12 protein-coding genes are annotated in these 15,221 nt (G+C 70.8%); 7 read left to right on the top strand and 5 right to left on the bottom strand.

Going from position 1 to position 15,221, the window contains the following annotated elements:
• Positions 1 to 246 precede the first annotated feature (246 nt).
• Complete coding sequence (gene ppk2 / locus HMPREF2863_RS02050) at positions 247 to 1,188, top strand: polyphosphate kinase 2 (RefSeq protein ID WP_087133616.1); 942 nt, start codon at positions 247 to 249, stop codon at positions 1,186 to 1,188.
• A gap of 106 nt (positions 1,189 to 1,294) precedes the next feature.
• Here ppk2 and HMPREF2863_RS02055 read toward each other — a convergent pair whose 3' ends face one another.
• Positions 1,295 to 2,119 (bottom strand): peptidoglycan recognition protein family protein, encoded by an 825-nt coding sequence (locus tag HMPREF2863_RS02055; RefSeq protein ID WP_070637567.1) that lies wholly within the window; start codon positions 2,117 to 2,119, stop codon positions 1,295 to 1,297.
• Between the two features lie 250 nt (positions 2,120 to 2,369).
• Between HMPREF2863_RS02055 and glmM the strand changes: the two genes are divergently transcribed.
• On the top strand, positions 2,370 to 3,725 hold the full coding sequence (glmM, locus tag HMPREF2863_RS02060) for a phosphoglucosamine mutase (protein ID WP_210386712.1): 1,356 nt from the start codon (positions 2,370 to 2,372) through the stop codon (positions 3,723 to 3,725).
• Position 3,726: 1 nt separating this feature from the next.
• Positions 3,727 to 3,954 carry a hypothetical protein gene (locus tag HMPREF2863_RS02065; RefSeq protein ID WP_067188367.1) on the top strand — a complete coding sequence of 76 codons (228 nt, stop codon included), beginning with the start codon at positions 3,727 to 3,729 and terminating at the stop codon, positions 3,952 to 3,954.
• Between the two features lie 167 nt (positions 3,955 to 4,121).
• Here HMPREF2863_RS02065 and mscL read toward each other — a convergent pair whose 3' ends face one another.
• From mscL to coaA, 3 genes are all read right to left on the bottom strand, one after another.
• Complete coding sequence (gene mscL / locus HMPREF2863_RS02070) at positions 4,122 to 4,544, bottom strand: large conductance mechanosensitive channel protein MscL (protein WP_070637571.1); 423 nt, start codon at positions 4,542 to 4,544, stop codon at positions 4,122 to 4,124.
• Positions 4,545 to 4,704: 160 nt separating this feature from the next.
• The gene (locus HMPREF2863_RS02075; RefSeq protein WP_083315177.1) at positions 4,705 to 5,571 is read right to left on the bottom strand and encodes a M15 family metallopeptidase; all 867 of its coding nucleotides are present in this window, start codon (positions 5,569 to 5,571) and stop codon (positions 4,705 to 4,707) included.
• A gap of 11 nt (positions 5,572 to 5,582) precedes the next feature.
• Complete coding sequence (coaA, locus tag HMPREF2863_RS02080; protein WP_070637575.1) at positions 5,583 to 6,575, bottom strand: type I pantothenate kinase; 993 nt, start codon at positions 6,573 to 6,575, stop codon at positions 5,583 to 5,585.
• A 146-nt stretch (positions 6,576 to 6,721) separates the two neighbouring features.
• On the opposite strand from coaA, the gene glmS reads away from it, so the two are divergent.
• The 3 genes from glmS (at position 6,722) to HMPREF2863_RS02095 (ending at position 11,171) form a co-directional block, all read left to right on the top strand.
• Complete coding sequence (glmS, locus tag HMPREF2863_RS02085) at positions 6,722 to 8,593, top strand: glutamine--fructose-6-phosphate transaminase (isomerizing) (RefSeq protein ID WP_070637577.1); 1,872 nt, start codon at positions 6,722 to 6,724, stop codon at positions 8,591 to 8,593.
• Positions 8,594 to 8,836: 243 nt separating this feature from the next.
• Positions 8,837 to 9,802, top strand: a complete 966-nt coding sequence (gene galE / locus HMPREF2863_RS02090; protein ID WP_070637580.1) for a UDP-glucose 4-epimerase GalE — start codon at positions 8,837 to 8,839, stop codon at positions 9,800 to 9,802.
• A 73-nt stretch (positions 9,803 to 9,875) separates the two neighbouring features.
• Complete coding sequence (locus tag HMPREF2863_RS02095) at positions 9,876 to 11,171, top strand: serine hydrolase domain-containing protein (RefSeq protein ID WP_070637581.1); 1,296 nt, start codon at positions 9,876 to 9,878, stop codon at positions 11,169 to 11,171.
• Between the two features lie 147 nt (positions 11,172 to 11,318).
• Here the strand turns inward: HMPREF2863_RS02095 and HMPREF2863_RS02100 are convergent, their stop codons facing one another.
• Positions 11,319 to 12,695, bottom strand: a complete 1,377-nt coding sequence (locus HMPREF2863_RS02100; protein ID WP_070637583.1) for a UDP-glucose dehydrogenase family protein — start codon at positions 12,693 to 12,695, stop codon at positions 11,319 to 11,321.
• Positions 12,696 to 13,020: 325 nt separating this feature from the next.
• Here HMPREF2863_RS02100 and glgX point away from each other — a divergent pair, with 325 nt between their 5' ends.
• Complete coding sequence (glgX, locus tag HMPREF2863_RS02105; RefSeq protein WP_070637585.1) at positions 13,021 to 15,156, top strand: glycogen debranching protein GlgX; 2,136 nt, start codon at positions 13,021 to 13,023, stop codon at positions 15,154 to 15,156.
• Positions 15,157 to 15,221: the final 65 nt, after the last annotated feature.

Raw genomic sequence — 15,221 nt, forward strand, 5'->3', positions numbered from 1 at the left:
GGTGGAGGACACAGAAACCCCACATGTCCAGGCGAGGAGGAGTAAAATGACCGCCGTCGCGGCAGAGGCGCCGTGACGGGATGAGCGCGTCCGGACCGTCCGCACAGGCCAGTGCGTGGAGTCGACGCGAGCCCTGCCGACCGGAGCACCGAGGAGCCGCCCGTGGCCGAGAACAGCACGCCCACCCCGAAGTCGTCCGAGAAGGGCGATGCCGAGAACAAGGACGTCGTCGCCGGCGGCCACCAGATGGAGTCCGGGCAGGACCGGAAGGCCTTCGCCGTCACCGAGGACTACGCCGCCGAGCTCGACGAGCTCGCCGAGCTCGGGCGCAAGCTCGACCCGAGCGCCGCCCTGCCGCAGCTGGACAAGAACGCGTGGCGCGAGGGCTACCCCTATGACAAGAAGCTCGACCGCAAGACCTATGAGAGGCGCAAGCGTCAGCTCCAGATCGAGCTGCTGAAGATGCAGCTGTGGGTCAAGGAGACCGGCCAGAAGGTCCTGATCATCTTCGAGGGCCGCGACGCCGCCGGCAAGGGCGGTGCCATCAAGCGCTTCAACGAGCACCTCAACCCGCGCGGTGCGCGCACGGTGGCGCTGGAGAAGCCCACGGAGGAGGAGGCCTCGCAGTGGTACTTCCAGCGCTACATCCAGCACCTGCCCTCAGGCGGCGAGATCGTCATGATGGACCGCTCCTGGTACAACCGCGCCGGAGTGGAGCGGGTGATGGGCTACTGCACCGCTCAGCAGTACCTGGAGTTCATGCGGGAGACCCCGGAGCTGGAGCGGATGCTGGTGAACTCCGGCATCCACATCATCAAGTTCTGGTTCTCCGTGTCCCGCAACGAGCAGTTGAACCGCTTCGCCACCCGTGAGACCGACCCGGTCCGCCGCTGGAAGCTGTCCCCGACCGACCTGGCCTCCCTGGACAAGTGGGACGACTACACCATGGCGAAGGAGGCCATGTTCTTCTACACCCACACGGCCGACGCGCCGTGGACGGTCGTGAAGTCGAACGACAAGAAGCGGGCCCGCCTCGAGGCCATCCGCCACGTGCTCAACACCCTCCCGTACCCGAACAAGGACGAGTCGATCGTGCGGACTCCGGATCCGCTGATCTGCGCCTCGGCCACCGAGCTGTCCGAGGTGAACGAGGACACCGGTCACGGCGCGTTCCCGCGCGTGCGCTGAGCTGAACGCCGGCGGAACGTCCCGGAGGCGTTGCGCAGCAACGACGGCGCCCCTCCCTCCGCGGCGGCGGGGGAGGGGCGCCGTCGTGCGTCCTGCCGGGGCAGGCTCAGAGGCTGTCGAGGTAGTCCTGGTCGACGTGGGTGTCGTCCAGGAGATTGTCCGCGCCGAAGCCCTCGGACACGTGGTACTCGCCGGCCTCGAGAGACCGGCGGACGTCATCGCGCAGGATCGGCAGCTTCGCGTAGAAGGCATCGCCGCAGCAGCTGGTCTTCACCAGGTCGCGGTGACCGATGATGCGCTTCGGGGGCAGGTCGTACTGCTGGCAGATGAACGCGCACAGGTGGACGAGGCCCTCGTACAGGCTCTGCGGCGGCGGGTTCACCATGTAGATGCCCTCGCACTCGATGCCGAGCGCATAGGCATTGAAGCCCAGGGCGTGGATGCCGAGCATGAAGGTCTCGCCGGTCTCGAGGGCGTTCTTCGAGCCGTGGCGGGCCTCGAGGATATGGCCGCCGCGGGACATCGTGAAGTGCTGGCCGGAGTCACCCCACCCCTGGCCCACGTGGCCGTTCTGCACGCGGCGGGCGAGGTCGATCGCGGCCTCGCGGGAGCCGTCGGTGACGTTCGGGGTGGTCGTGTGGTGGATGACCAGGTACGAGGGGTGCTCGTTGATGGTCTGAAGGTGGGAGCGCGGCTGGGTGGCGCCCCACTCCGCCGTCGAGATGATGGTCGGCTGCGGCAGCTTCCGACGCTCCTCGGTGGGGTCCGTCATGACGGACTCGCCGGCAGGCCGTGCCTCGCCACCGGTCTCACTGCCGGTGTCGCCGTCGGTGCACGCGGCGAGTGTGCCGGCCAGGGCGAGTCCGGTGGTGCCGAGCACCGTCCTCCGTCGCCAGGGGCGCTCGGTGGTGCTCTCGCGGTCCTCCGCCATGTGTCGGTGCCTTCCGAAAGGGGATCGGGACGGGCCGCAAGCGGACGGAAGGTCAAGCCCACCGCCGCCGACGGCATGGTTCAACCGCCCATGGTACCGCGTCCGCTCCGGCGGCGCCGTGGTTCCAGGCGGACCCGGACCGTGAGGTGTGCGACGTCCTGGTGCCGGGTCCGGAGGCGGGCGGCGGGAGGTTCTGATGCGCCGCGCAGGCCTTCCGCGCGGGCACGGGGGACGTAGACTGACGTGCATCATGACTAGATTGTTCGGAACCGACGGCGTCCGTGGCCTGGCCAACGAGACCCTCACTGTGGAACTGTCCATGCGCCTGGCCCAGGCCGCAGCCCCCGTGCTCGGCGGCGACGCCTTCGAGGGCGGGCGGCGCCCCACCGCCGTCGTGGCCCGCGACCCCCGCATCAGCGGTGAGTTCATCAACGCCGCCGTCGTCGCCGGCCTGGCCTCCTCGGGCGTGGACGTCTGGGACGCCGGCGTGCTGCCGACCCCGGCCGCGGCCTTCCTCGTGGCGGACCTGGACGCGGACTTCGGCGTGATGATCTCCGCCTCCCACAACCCCGCCCCGGACAACGGCATCAAGTTCCTGGCCCGTGGCGGCGAGAAGCTCTCGGACGAGGAGGAGGACGCCATCCAGCAGCGGCTGGAGCAGGATGAGCCCCTCCGTCCCACCGGCGCCGAGGTCGGCCGTGTGCGCCGCTTCTCCGACGCGGAGGACCGCTACGTCCTCCACCTGCTCACCTCGCTGCCGAACCGCCTCGAGGGCCTGAAGGTCGTCCTCGACTGCGCCCACGGTGCCGCCTCGGGCTGTTCGCCGGAGGCCTTCAAGGGCGCCGGTGCGGAGGTGATCGTGATCGGCGCAGACCCGGACGGTGTGAACATCAACGACGGCTGCGGCTCCACCCACCTGGAATCCCTGCAGGCCGCCGTGAAGGAGCACGGCGCGGACCTCGGCATCGCCCACGACGGCGACGCAGACCGCTGCCTGGCCGTGGACGAGAACGGCGAGGTTGTCGACGGCGACCAGATCATGGGCATGATGGCGCTCGCGCTCAAGGACCGCGGTGCGCTCAAGGACGACACCCTGGTGGTCACCGTCATGTCCAACCTCGGCCTGAAGCTGGCCATGCGTGAGGCCGGCGTGCGCGTCGTGGAGACCCGCGTGGGAGACCGCTACGTGCTGGCGGGCATGAAGCACGGAGCGTACTCCCTGGGCGGCGAGCAGTCCGGCCACGTGATCTTCTCCGACTACGCCACGACCGGCGACGGCGTCCTGACCGGCCTGCAGATCGCGGCCCGGGTGGCGGGCACCGGCAAGCGTCTGTCCGAGCTCGCCACGGTCATGGAGCACCTGCCGCAGGTGCTCATCAACGTCTCCGGCGTGGACAAGTCCCGCACGGCCGAGGACCCGGAGGTTCAGGCGGCCGTCTCCACCGCCATGGCGCGCCTCGGCTCCGAGGGCCGCGTCCTGCTCCGTCCCTCCGGCACCGAGCCGGTCGTCCGCGTGATGGTGGAGGCCCCGGACGAAGGCGTCGCGCGCCGCGAGGCGGAGGAGCTGGCCGAGGTCGTCAAGCGCGAGCTCGCCCTGCACCACTGACGTGGCTTCGGAGCAGCTCCGCGACGATCAGGTGCCGGTGGTCCCGGACGGGCCGCCGCACCGCTGGGCTCTGCTGGTCAGCCTCACCCTGCTGGTGGCCGCCCTGCTCGTCGCGGCCTTCGCCGTGACGAAGCTGCCCCAGTGCGGGGAGACGCCGCGGATCTCCTGGGCGCCCTGCCTGGACCGGGGCGACCAGCCGCGCGGCAAGGACCCGGACTCGGCGCCCTGACGGTCCCTGAGGGGCGGACGACCCCGACGACGGCCGGTCACCTCCCGTGTGGAGATGACCGGCCGTCGGCGCGTCGGAGGCTCCGCACTGTCACAGCGGAGAAGAAAGGGGCCCGGCCGATCCGTGCAGATCGAGCGGGCCCCGCGGTCTGGGGGGAAGGGGATGAGTCAGGGACGCGGCTCGCCGTTGATGGATCCGCCGCGCTGGGTGGACAGCAGGTCGCGGATCTCGGTCAGCAGAGCCTGGTCCGGGGTCAGCTCCTCGACCTCCGGGTCGATGCCCAGCCTGCGGTTGCGGCGCTCGATCATCTTGTTCATCGGCATGACGACGACGAAGTAGATGGCGGCGGCGATGAGCAGGAAGTTGACGATCGCGGTGAGCAGCACACCGAACTTGACGGCCACGCCGTTGATGTCGAGAACGGCGAAGTCGTCGAAGTTCGGGGAGCCGACGAGCGCGGCGATGAGCGGCATGAGGACCGCCTCGACGAGAGCGTTCACGACGGCGCCGAAGGCACCGCCCATGACGACGGCCACGGCAAGGTCGATGACGTTGCCCTTCATGATGAAGTCCTTGAAACCCTGAAGCATGAGAAGAATCATAGGCCGCCACCAGACCTTGCAGGGAGGCGGAAACAGGTGGTTCTGGACACAGTCGGCCCCAGGGGGTGTTGACGGTCGTCACACCGATCTCGGGGTTCGGCATCTCCCCGGGTCCGGCCGGGATGAATCAGGACGGTGGCCGTGGTCGTCAGCCGCGGTAGCCGGGGGCGTCCGGCAGGCCGAAGACGGTCTCCACGACGCCGCCGCCGGCGTGCACCTGCGCGGCGGCCTCCGCCCCGAGCCAGCGCAGGTGCCAGGGTTCGGCGGAGAAGCCGGTGACCTGCTCCGCGCCCTCCGGATAGCGGACGACGAAGCCGTGTTCGTGGGCGTGGACGGCGACCCAGCGGCCTGCGGGCGTCGTGCCGAAGCAGGCGTCGAGATCGCAGTCGGGTGTGGCGGCGTCGCCGAGGTCCACGGCGAGGCCGGTCTGGTGCTCGGAGTGACCCGGGCGCGCGGAGATCCGGTCCGCGGCCTCAGCGCTGCCGTGGTGGCTGACCCAGCCGGCGTAGACCTGCTGCTGCCTGCCGTAGGAGCGGTAGCCGCTGAGGACGGTGAGGTGATGGCCGGCCGCTGCGGCCTCGGCCCGCAGGTCCTCGAGCGCCGCTGCGGCCTCGGGGCGCAGCGGCACCCCGTCCACGGATTCCAGGGAGCCCGGCGCGTAGTCCCCGGGATCGAGCGGTCGGGCCTTGTTCACGACGACGGTCGGCGAGTCCGCGCTGTCCACGTCCCGTGCCGCGGGGCTCGGCTCCGAGGGCCCCGAGGGCTCCGACCGCTGCGCTGCAGACGAGGACGGGGCAGGCGTCGGCGACCCGGAGGAGCGCGACGATGCGGCAGCGGAGGGGGCCGTCGTCGCGGGCGAGGACGACTCGGGGGACGGGGCCGGCGAGGAGTCGCCGGCAGCCCTGGGGGAGGCCGGGCGGGACGAGGGCGGCGACGAGGGCGCCGGGGCGCCCTCCGGGCCGGAGCACCCGGCGAGCAGCACGGCCAGCACGAGCGCCGCCGTCGTGGTCCTCATCCGCGGCATGCTCAGACCTTCCTCAGGAGCACTCGGGAGACCTGGTGGTCCCGGTTCTTGGTCAGCACCAGCCCGGCGCGGCCGCGCGTGGGCAACACGTTCTGCTGCAGATTCGGGCCGTTGATGGTGTCCCAGAGGTTCTCCGCGATGCCCATCGCCTCCTCCTCCGGGATCTGCGCGTAGCGGTGGAAGTAGCTGCGCGGGTCCGTGAAGGCGCCCTTGCGCAGGTCCCGGAACCGGGAGAGGTACCAGCCACGGATCCAGTCCGAGCGGGCGTCCACGTACACGGAGAAGTCGAAGAAGTCGGACACGGACAGGCCGGTCGTGCCGTCGGCGCGCACCCGCGGCGGCGCCAGCACGTTCAGCCCCTCCACGATCAGCACGTCCGGCCGACGGACGACCTCCACGCGATCGGGGACGATGTCATAGGAGAAGTGGGAGTACACCGGCGCGGTGACCTCTTCGGTGCCGGACTTCACCTCGGACACGAAGCGCAGCAGTGCCCGGCGGTCGTAGGACTCGGGAAAGCCCTTCCGCGTCATGAGGCCCCGCTCCTGGAGCACCGCGTTGGGGTAGAGGAAGCCGTCCGTGGTGATCAGCTGCACCCGCGGGGTGTTCGGCCACCGGCGCAGCATCTCCTTCAGCACGCGGGCTGTGGTGGACTTGCCGACGGCCACCGAGCCGGCCACACCGATCACGAAAGGGGTGCGGCGGGTGTGTTCGCCGAGGAACTCGTCCGTGGCGCGGCGCAGGGAGGCGGCGGCCTCCACCTTGATGCTCAGCAGGCGGGACAGCGGGAGGTAGACCTCTGCGACCTCCTTCAGGGAGAGGGCGTCGCCGAGGCCGCGCAGGCGCTCGACGTCGTCCTGGTCGAACGGCTGCGCCATCTCGGAGGCCAGGCGGGCCCAGGTCTGACGTTCCAACTCCACGAACGGGGAGCTGTGATGCTCCTGCGGGCGCGACGAGCGCGGCGCCGGATGGTCGTCGGTGTTGTCGGTGTCCACCTGTCCATCCTGCCACGGAGCCGGTGCGGTCACGGCCCGTCGTCCGCGACGGGGTGCGCGGCACCGCATGTGACCCTGGGCACCCGGCATGCAGACGCGCCCGGCGGAGGGGTGACGGACGGTGCAGTCACGGTAGAGTTCCGACCATGTGTGGAATCGTCGGATACATCGGCAGCGCCTCGACGGAACGTGAGCACTCGGCTCTCGACGTCCTGATGGAGGGCCTGCGTCGCCTGGAATACCGCGGCTACGACTCGGCCGGCGTGGCCCTCGTCGCCGACGGTGAGCTGTACCACTGCAAGAAGGCCGGCAAGCTGGCCAACCTCGCTGAGGAGCTGGAGGAGCACCCGGTGCCGGCCAGCCGCCTGGGCATCGGCCACACCCGTTGGGCCACCCACGGCGGCCCGAGCGACCAGAACGCCCACCCGCACCTGGCGGACGAGGGCCGCCTCGCCCTGATCCACAACGGGATCATCGAGAACTACGCGGAGCTCAAGGAGGAGATGCTCGCCAAGGGCGTCGAGTTCCTCTCCGAGACCGACACCGAGGTGGCCGCCGCCGTGCTCGGGGACATCTACCGCAACGAGGGCGCCGGGGACCTCACCGCGTCCATGCAGCTGGCCTCCCGCCGCTTCGAGGGCGCCTTCACCCTGCTGGCCGTGCACGTGGACTCCCCGGACCGGGTGGTCGCCTCCCGCCGCAACTCCCCGCTCGTGGTGGGTGTGGGCGAGGGCGAGAACTTCCTCGGCTCGGACGTCTCCGGCTTCATCGACTTCACCAAGCAGGCGATCGAGCTCGACCAGGACCAGGTCGTCACCATCACCGCGGACGCCGTCGAGATCACCGACTTCCAGGGCAACCCGGCGCAGGGCAAGGAGTTCACCGTCGACTGGGACGCCTCGGCGGCCGAGAACGGCGGCTTCGAGACCTTCATGGAGAAGGAGATCCACGACCAGCCCCAGGCTGTCGCGGACACCCTGCTGGGCCGCACCGACGCCGCCGGCCAGCTCATCCTGGACGAGCTGCGCATCGAGCCCGAGGAGCTCATGGCCGTCAACAAGATCATCGTCCTGGCGTGCGGCACCTCCGCCTACGCGGGCATGGTCGCCAAGTACGCCATCGAGCACTGGTGCCGCATCCCGGTCGAGGTCGAGCTCTCCCACGAGTTCCGGTACCGTGACCCGATCATCGACCCCACCACCCTGGTCGTCTCCATCTCCCAGTCCGGCGAGACCATGGACACGCTCATGGCGGTCCGCTACGCCAAGGAGCAGGGCGCCCGCACGGTCGCCATCTGCAACACCAACGGCTCCACGATCCCGCGCGAGTCCGACGCCGTGCTCTACACGCACGCCGGCCCGGAGATCGCCGTGGCGTCCACCAAGGCGTTCCTGGCGCAGATCACCGCCGCCTACCTGCTCGGCCTGTACCTGGCCCAGCTGAACAAGAAGCTGTTCAGCGGCCAGATCAAGGACATCCTGGCGGACCTGGCCGCGATCCCGAAGAAGATCGAGGACATCCTCGAGCGCAAGCAGCAGATCAAGGACCTGGCCCGCTCGATGAAGGACGACACCTCGGTGCTGTTCCTCGGCCGCAACGTCGGCTACCCGGTGGCCATGGAGGGCGCGCTCAAGCTCAAGGAGCTCGCCTACATCCACGCCGAGGGCTTCGCGGCCGGCGAGCTGAAGCACGGCCCGATCGCCCTGATCGACGAGGGCCAGCCGGTCTTCGTGGTGATGCCGTCCCCGATGGACCGCCACTCGCTGCACGCCAAGGTCGTCTCCAACATCCAGGAGGTCCGCGCCCGCGGCGCCCGCACCTTCGTGGTGGCCGAGCGCGGCGACACCGCCGTGGAGGCCTACGCCGAGAACGTGTTCGAGGTCCCGGAGACCCAGCCGATGCTCATGCCGCTGCTGACCACCGTCCCGCTGCAGATCTTCGCGCTGGAGCTCTCCTCCGCCAAGGGCTACGACGTGGACCAGCCGCGCAATCTCGCCAAGTCCGTCACCGTCGAGTGACGCCCCCGGCCTGAGAACGACGGCGTCCGTCCCCTCCGTGGGGTCGGGCGCCGTCGCCGTTCCGGGGCCTGTGCCACGGGCTCGTGACCGCCGGGTCGGCTGCTCCCCGCCGCCGTCGCGGCCGCGCCGAGCGCCGAGCTCGCGGACGCTCTCACCGCGGCCTCATCCCCGGCAGGCAGGGTGGTGTCGTCCCGCCGGGGAGCGCCCGCTCCCGCACCGAGGCCGGGACGGGAGGAGGGAACCATGACCTGGCTCGTCACCGGAGGCGCCGGCTACATCGGCGCGCACGTGGTGCGCGCGTTCCTGGCGGAGGGGATGGACGTCGCCGTGGTGGACGACCTCTCCACCGGGCACCGGAGGTTCGTCCCGGAGCGCGTCCCCTTCCTGGAGGCCGACGTCAACGACGTCGAGGCGCTCGCCGCCTTCATGGCCGAGCAGTCCGTGGCCGGCGTGGTCCATGTGGCCGGATTCAAGTATGCGGGGGTCTCCGTCTCCGAGCCGCTGCGGACCTACCGCACCAACGTGGCGGGCACCGCAGCGGTGCTTCAGGCCATGGAGGTCGCCGGGGTGGAGGCGATCGTCTTCTCCTCCTCGGCCGCGGTCTACGGCACCCCGGACGTGGACACGGTCACCGAGGACACGCCCACCGCACCCGAGTCGCCCTACGGCGAGTCCAAGCTCATCGGCGAGTGGCTGCTCGCGGACCAGGGCAGGGCCCGCGGCATCCGGCACACGTCCCTGCGCTACTTCAACGTCGTGGGCTCCGGTGCGCCCGAACTGCCGGACACCAGCCCGCACAACCTCTTCCCGCTGGTGTTCACCGCGCTCGCCGAGGGTCGCGTCCCGCGCATCAACGGCGACGACTACCCGACCGAGGACGGCACGTGCGTGCGCGACTACGTGCACGTGGCAGACCTTGCCGCCGCCCACGTGACGGCCGCACGTCGGCTGGCCGCGGGCCGAAGGCTGCGGCCCGTCTACAACCTCGGCTCCGGCACGGGCACCTCCGTGCGGCAGATCGTCGAGGCGATCGTGGTCCAGACCGGTGCGGACGTGCTTCCGGAGGTCCATCCGCGGCGTCCCGGCGACCCCGCGCGCATCGTGGCGGACGGCTCGGCGGCCGCGGCCGACCTGGGCTGGGCCATGCGCCACTCGCTCGCTCAGATGGTGTCCTCGGCGTGGGCCGCGCACAGCGCGGCTCCGGGCTGAACGGAGGGCAGGGGTAGAGTGTGACCGGACCCACCAGAGTGATCGAAATCACATGTCGTGGAAGGACGCCTCGATGAGCCCCACCCGCCGTCAGTTCGCCCAGGGGATGACGGCCGGCCTCGCCGGACTGGTGCTGCCTGCCACCGTTTCCTCCTCTGCCTCCGCCGTTCCGAAGGGCCCGAACCCGAACTCCGGACGCGGCCTGGATGAACGGGCGATCCAGGACGCCCTCGACGCGGTGGTGCAGTGGCCTGCCGTCGGCGCCGTCTGCTCCGTGGTGGGTCCGGCGGGCCGCTTCGACACCGCCTCCGGCACCCGCGGCCTGCACGCCAACGCCCCGGCGCGGGCGAACTCGGTGGCACGCATCGCCTCGGTCACCAAGGGGATGGTCGCCACCGTCGCCATGCAGGAGGTCGAGCGCGGCACCCTGTCCCTGGACTCCACGCTCGGCGAGGTCCTGCCCGGCCTGTGGCCGGAGCACGAGGATGAGGTCACCCTCTCGATGCTCCTGAACCACACCTCCGGCATGCCGGACGCCATCTGGGTGATCATGCGCGGCCAGTCCCTCTTCGACCTGGATCTCGACGAGCTCGCTGAGGTCGTCTCCCGCCACTACGGCCAGCGTGAGCTCGTCGAGTTGGCGAAGCAGGCCGACTGGTGGTTCGAGCCCGGCGCCGACTACGGCTACTCCAACACGGGCTACGTGGTGGTGGAGATGATGGTCGAGGCCGTCACCGGCCGCCGGATGCCTGAGCTCATCCGGGACCGCGTCTTCCGCCCGGCCGGCATGCACCGCACCCGCCTCGAGCACGGCACCCTCGTCCGCGGCGCCGAGATGCAGGACGCCGCCGTGCGTCCGCACGAGGCCAAGGCCCTCGAGACCATCGATCAGTCGATCTTCGCCTCCGCCGCCGCGGTGAACACCACCGCCGCGGACGTCACCCGCTTCTATCAGGCCCTCATGCGGGGCGAGCTGGTCTCGCAGCAGACCGTGGACCTCATGGTCACCCCCGTCGGCCCGGCCGTCCAGGCCGGCTACGGCTACGGGCTGTTCCTCGTGCCGGACCCAGCCCCGGAGTACGCCGACGAGGTCCTCGTCGGCCACGACGGCGCAGGCTTCGGCTCCGTCTCCCTCGCACTGTGTTCGCGTGACGGCGAGCGCGCCTTCGCGTTCACCTACATCGGCCGCCCGTACTGGCAGGCCGGCTGGGACCAGGTGTTCGCCAAGGAGTTGGACCTGATGCGCACCGCGTTCGTCGTCAACGCCGCCGGGGCGCCGGCGTCCCGCGACCGCCTGGTGCGCGGCAACGCAGCGGCCGGTCGCCGCGCCGTGGCCGAGATCGGTGCCCGCGGCGCCCGCCTCGTCTGAACGCACCGCAGGCACAGTGCGAGGGCACCCTATCCGGGTGACAGGGCGGGGCGTCGTCGTTGTGCGCTGTCTGCGGCAGCGTCCGGCGGGACGGCCGCCCGGGCCGCCGTCGTCGGGAAGGTCCCTCGTCGTGGGCTTCGGTCAGGCTCAGGCGGGGGCGCCGTGCACCACCTTCTGCCCCATGCCCACGACCGGGACGCCGGCCGCCGCCCAGGCGTCCCGATCGAGGACGTTGCGGCCGTCGATCAGGCGAGGGGTGGCCATGAGCTCGGTCACGCGGGCGGGGTCCAGCTCCCGGAACTCGCGCCACTCGGTGAGCAGGATCGCCAGGTCGGCGTCCCGCAGGGCCTCCTCGACCGAGTCCACGTAGTCCAGGCGCGGGAAGCGGGCGGCGGCGTTGGCATTGGCCTCAGGGTCGTAGACAGCGGTGTCCGCGCCGAGCGTGTAGAGGCGGTTGGCGACGTCCAGGGCGGGGGAGTCGCGCACGTCGTCCGAGTCCGGCTTGAAGGCGACGCCGAGGATCGCGATGCGGGCACCCTGCAGCGCCTGGACCGGGGCGGCCCTGCGGTGGCCGGCGTCCGCGGCGAGCACGTCCACGGCGAGGTCCACCACGCGCTCACGGCGGCGCAGGTTGATGGCGTCCATCTCGGACAGAAAGCGCATGGTCGAGGTCAGACCCAGCTCGGCCGCCCGCGCCTGCAGGGCGCGGATGTCCTTCGGCAGGCAGCCGCCGCCGAAGCCCACGCCGGCGTTGAGGAAGCGGCGGCCGATGCGGGCGTCATGGCCGATGGCGTCGGCGAGGGTGCGGATGTCGCCGCCCACCGCCTCGGTGATCTCGGAGAACGCGTTGATGAAGCTGATCTTCGTGGCCAGGAACGCGTTGGCGGCGACCTTCACCAGCTCGGCGGTGGGGAAGTCGGTGGCGATCCACGGGGTGTCGGCCGCCAGGGGAGCGGCGTAGACCTCCCGCAGCACCTGCTCGGCGTGCTCGGAGGCCACGCCCACCACGATCCGGTCCGGGGTCAGGGTGTCCTTCACGGCGAAGCCCTCGCGCAGGAACTCCGGATTCCAGGCCAGCTCCACGGTGCCGGGCAGGCCGTTGGCCGCACGCAGCTGTGCCAGCAGCCCGGCGAGGCGGTCCGCGGTGCCCACGGGCACGGTGGACTTGCCCACGATCAGGGCGTCCTTCGAAATCGACTCGGCCAGCGAGGTCAGGGCCGCGTCCACGTAGCGCATGTCCGCGGCATGCTCGCCGCTGCGCTGCGGGGTGCCGACGCCGATGAAGTGCACGTCCGCCCAGCCGCCGACCTCCGCATAGTCCGTGGTGAAGTGCAGCCGACCGGACTCCACGTGCTTGACGATCAGCTCCGCCAGGCCGGGCTCGTGGAAGGGGAGCTCACCGCGGGCCAGACGCTCGATCTTGGCAGGATCGATGTCCACGCCGATCACCTCGAAGCCGAGCTCGGCCATGCACGCGGCGTGCGTGGCGCCCAGGTAGCCGGTGCCGATCACGGAGATGCGCACGATGCCTCCGCCTTCCTCTGCCTGCTGGCGGCAGTGTCCTGTCCATCTGCTTCTCGCCGGGATCTCCGGCGACGGCATCCACGCTAGGAACACCGGATGAGAGGACGGTGATGGGAGGTGGACCAGGGGGCAACGCCGCCTGAACTCTGTGTGTCCGTCCTGCCGCCCGCCGCCGGGCGACTCAGCCGCCCGCCGTCCAGGGAACCTCGGGCAGCGGGCACTACGATGAGTCCCGTCCGAGCGCCAAGGCGCCCGGACCCGGTCGTGTCCGTCTCAGATCTCGGACCGTCCGCGAGACCCCAGCCCACCGTCCCCACGGAGACCCATGCGCACCATCGAGCCCGGCCGCCCCTACCCCCTCGGCGCCACCCCGGACGAGCAGGGCACCAACTTCGCGCTCGCCGTCGGCCGTGAGGCCGAGCGGGTCGAGCTGTGCCTCGTCCACGACGACGGCTCCGAGGAACGCCTCGAGGTCACCCACCGCCACGACACGACCTGGCACGCCTATGTCCCCGGCGTCGGCCACGGCCAGCGGTACGGCTACCGGGTCCACGGCCCCTGGGCGCCGGCGCAGGGCCACTGGTTCAACCCGCACAAGCTGCTCGTGGACCCCTATGCCCAGGCGCTGGACGGCGAGCACCGCTGGGGCCAGGAGCAGTTCGCCTACGTCTTCGGGGACGAGGACACCATGGACACCACGGACGGCCTGGGCGCCGTCATGCTCGGCGTGGTGGTGGAGGACGACTTCGACTGGGGCGACGACGCGCGCCCGGAGACCGAGCTGTCGGACACGGTCGTCTACGAGACCCATGTGAAGGGCATGACCGCCCTGCACCCGGACCTGCCGGAGGAGCTGCGCGGCACTTATGCCGGCATGGCGCACCCGAGGGTGATCGAGCACTTCCACCGCCTCGGCGTGACCGCCGTCGAGCTGATGCCGGTGCACCAGTTCGTCAACGACTCCACGCTCCAGGACAAGGGCCTGTCCAACTACTGGGGCTACAACACGCTGGGCTACTTCGCCCCGCACCGCGCGTACGCCGCCACCGACGAGCTCGGCGGCCAGGTCCGTGAGTTCAAGCAGATGGTGAAGGACCTGCACGCCGCCGGCCTCGAGGTCATCCTGGACGTGGTCTACAACCACACCGCCGAGGGCAACCACCTGGGCCCGACCCTGTCCTTCCGCGGCGTGGACAACCCGGGCTACTACCACCTCGTCGAGGGCGACGAGCGCCACTACATGGACTACACGGGCACCGGGAACTCGGTGGACCTGTCCTCCCCGAAGGCCCTGCAGCTGGTCATGGACTCGCTGCGCCACTGGGTCACCGAGATGCACGTGGACGGCTTCCGCTTCGACCTGGCCACCACGCTCACCCGGGTGGAGGGCGAACAGGGGCCGGACATGCTCTCCGGCTTCTTCGACGTGGTCCGGCAGGACCCGGTGCTGCGCACGGTGAAGCTGATCGCCGAGCCGTGGGACGTGGGCTGGGGCGGTTACCAGGTCGGCAACTTCCCGGGCATCTGGTCCGAGTGGAACGGCATGTACCGGGACACCGTGCGCGACTTCTGGCGCGGTGAGCCGGGCACCCTCTCCGAGTTCGCCACCCGCCTGACCGGCTCGGCGGACCTCTACGAGGGCGACGGCCGCACTCCGGGCGCCTCGGTCAACTTCGTCACCGCCCACGACGGCTTCACGCTGCGGGACCTGGTCTCCTACAACGAGAAGCACAACCACGCCAACGGTGAGGACAACAACGACGGCGACTCCCACAACCGGTCCTGGAACTGCGGCGTGGAGGGGGAGACGGACGACGCGGAGGTCAACGCCCTGCGTGCCCGCCAGCAGCGCAACTTCCTGGCCACGCTCATGGTGTCCCAGGGGGTGCCGATGATCTCCCACGGCGACGAGCTCGGCCGCACCCAGCGCGGCAACAACAACGTCTACTGCCAGGACTCGGAGCTGTCCTGGATCCACTGGGACGAGGCGGACGAGGACCTGGTGGACTTCACCGCCTCGGTGGTGCGCCTGCGCAAGGACCACACGGTGTTCCGCCGCCACCGCCACTTCGACGGCCGTCCCGCCGCCCGCGACGTCCACGCCCCGCTGCCGGACATCGTGTGGCTGCAGCCGGATGCCGCCGCCAAGACCGAGGAGGACTGGGAGGAGGGCGCCCGCTCGATCGCGTTCTACCTCAACGGCCACGCCGTGCCGGAGGCGGACCAGGAGCCGAGCGTGGCGGAGAAGGACTTCTACATCCTCATGAACGCGTGGTGGGAGCCGGTGCCGTACACCCTGCCCGGACCGTTCTTCCCGGGGCGGTGGGAAGTCGTGGTGGACACCTCCGGCACCTTCGACCCGGAGGGCCTGCGCGGCGGCGCGGAGCACGGCCCGCAGGTGACCGCAGGCCAGGTCCTGGACCTGCCGCCCCGCTCGACCGTGGTCCTGCGCCAGGTCTGACTCATGGGCGCGCTGGACCTGGACGGGGTGCGCCGGCACGCCGCGGCCGCCGGGTGCAGGTGCGT

It is taken from the genome of Micrococcus sp. HMSC067E09 (assembly GCF_001812555.1).
GTDB classification, from domain to species: Bacteria; Actinomycetota; Actinomycetes; order Actinomycetales; family Micrococcaceae; genus Micrococcus; species Micrococcus lylae.

Bases quoted from the DNA above. Each gene is read 5' to 3' on its own strand.
- ppk2 (WP_087133616.1), top strand. From the start codon at position 247: ATGGAGTCCGGGCAGGACCGGAAGGCCTTCGCCGTCACCGAGGACTAC.
- HMPREF2863_RS02055 (WP_070637567.1), bottom strand. From the start codon at position 2,119: ATGGCGGAGGACCGCGAGAGCACCACCGAGCGCCCCTGGCGACGGAGG.
- glmM (WP_210386712.1), top strand. From the start codon at position 2,370: ATGACTAGATTGTTCGGAACCGACGGCGTCCGTGGCCTGGCCAACGAG.
- mscL (WP_070637571.1), bottom strand. From the start codon at position 4,544: ATGCTTCAGGGTTTCAAGGACTTCATCATGAAGGGCAACGTCATCGAC.
- HMPREF2863_RS02075 (WP_083315177.1), bottom strand. From the start codon at position 5,571: ATGAGGACCACGACGGCGGCGCTCGTGCTGGCCGTGCTGCTCGCCGGG.
- glmS (WP_070637577.1), top strand. From the start codon at position 6,722: ATGTGTGGAATCGTCGGATACATCGGCAGCGCCTCGACGGAACGTGAG.
- galE (WP_070637580.1), top strand. From the start codon at position 8,837: ATGACCTGGCTCGTCACCGGAGGCGCCGGCTACATCGGCGCGCACGTG.
- HMPREF2863_RS02095 (WP_070637581.1), top strand. From the start codon at position 9,876: ATGAGCCCCACCCGCCGTCAGTTCGCCCAGGGGATGACGGCCGGCCTC.
- glgX (WP_070637585.1), top strand. From the start codon at position 13,021: ATGCGCACCATCGAGCCCGGCCGCCCCTACCCCCTCGGCGCCACCCCG.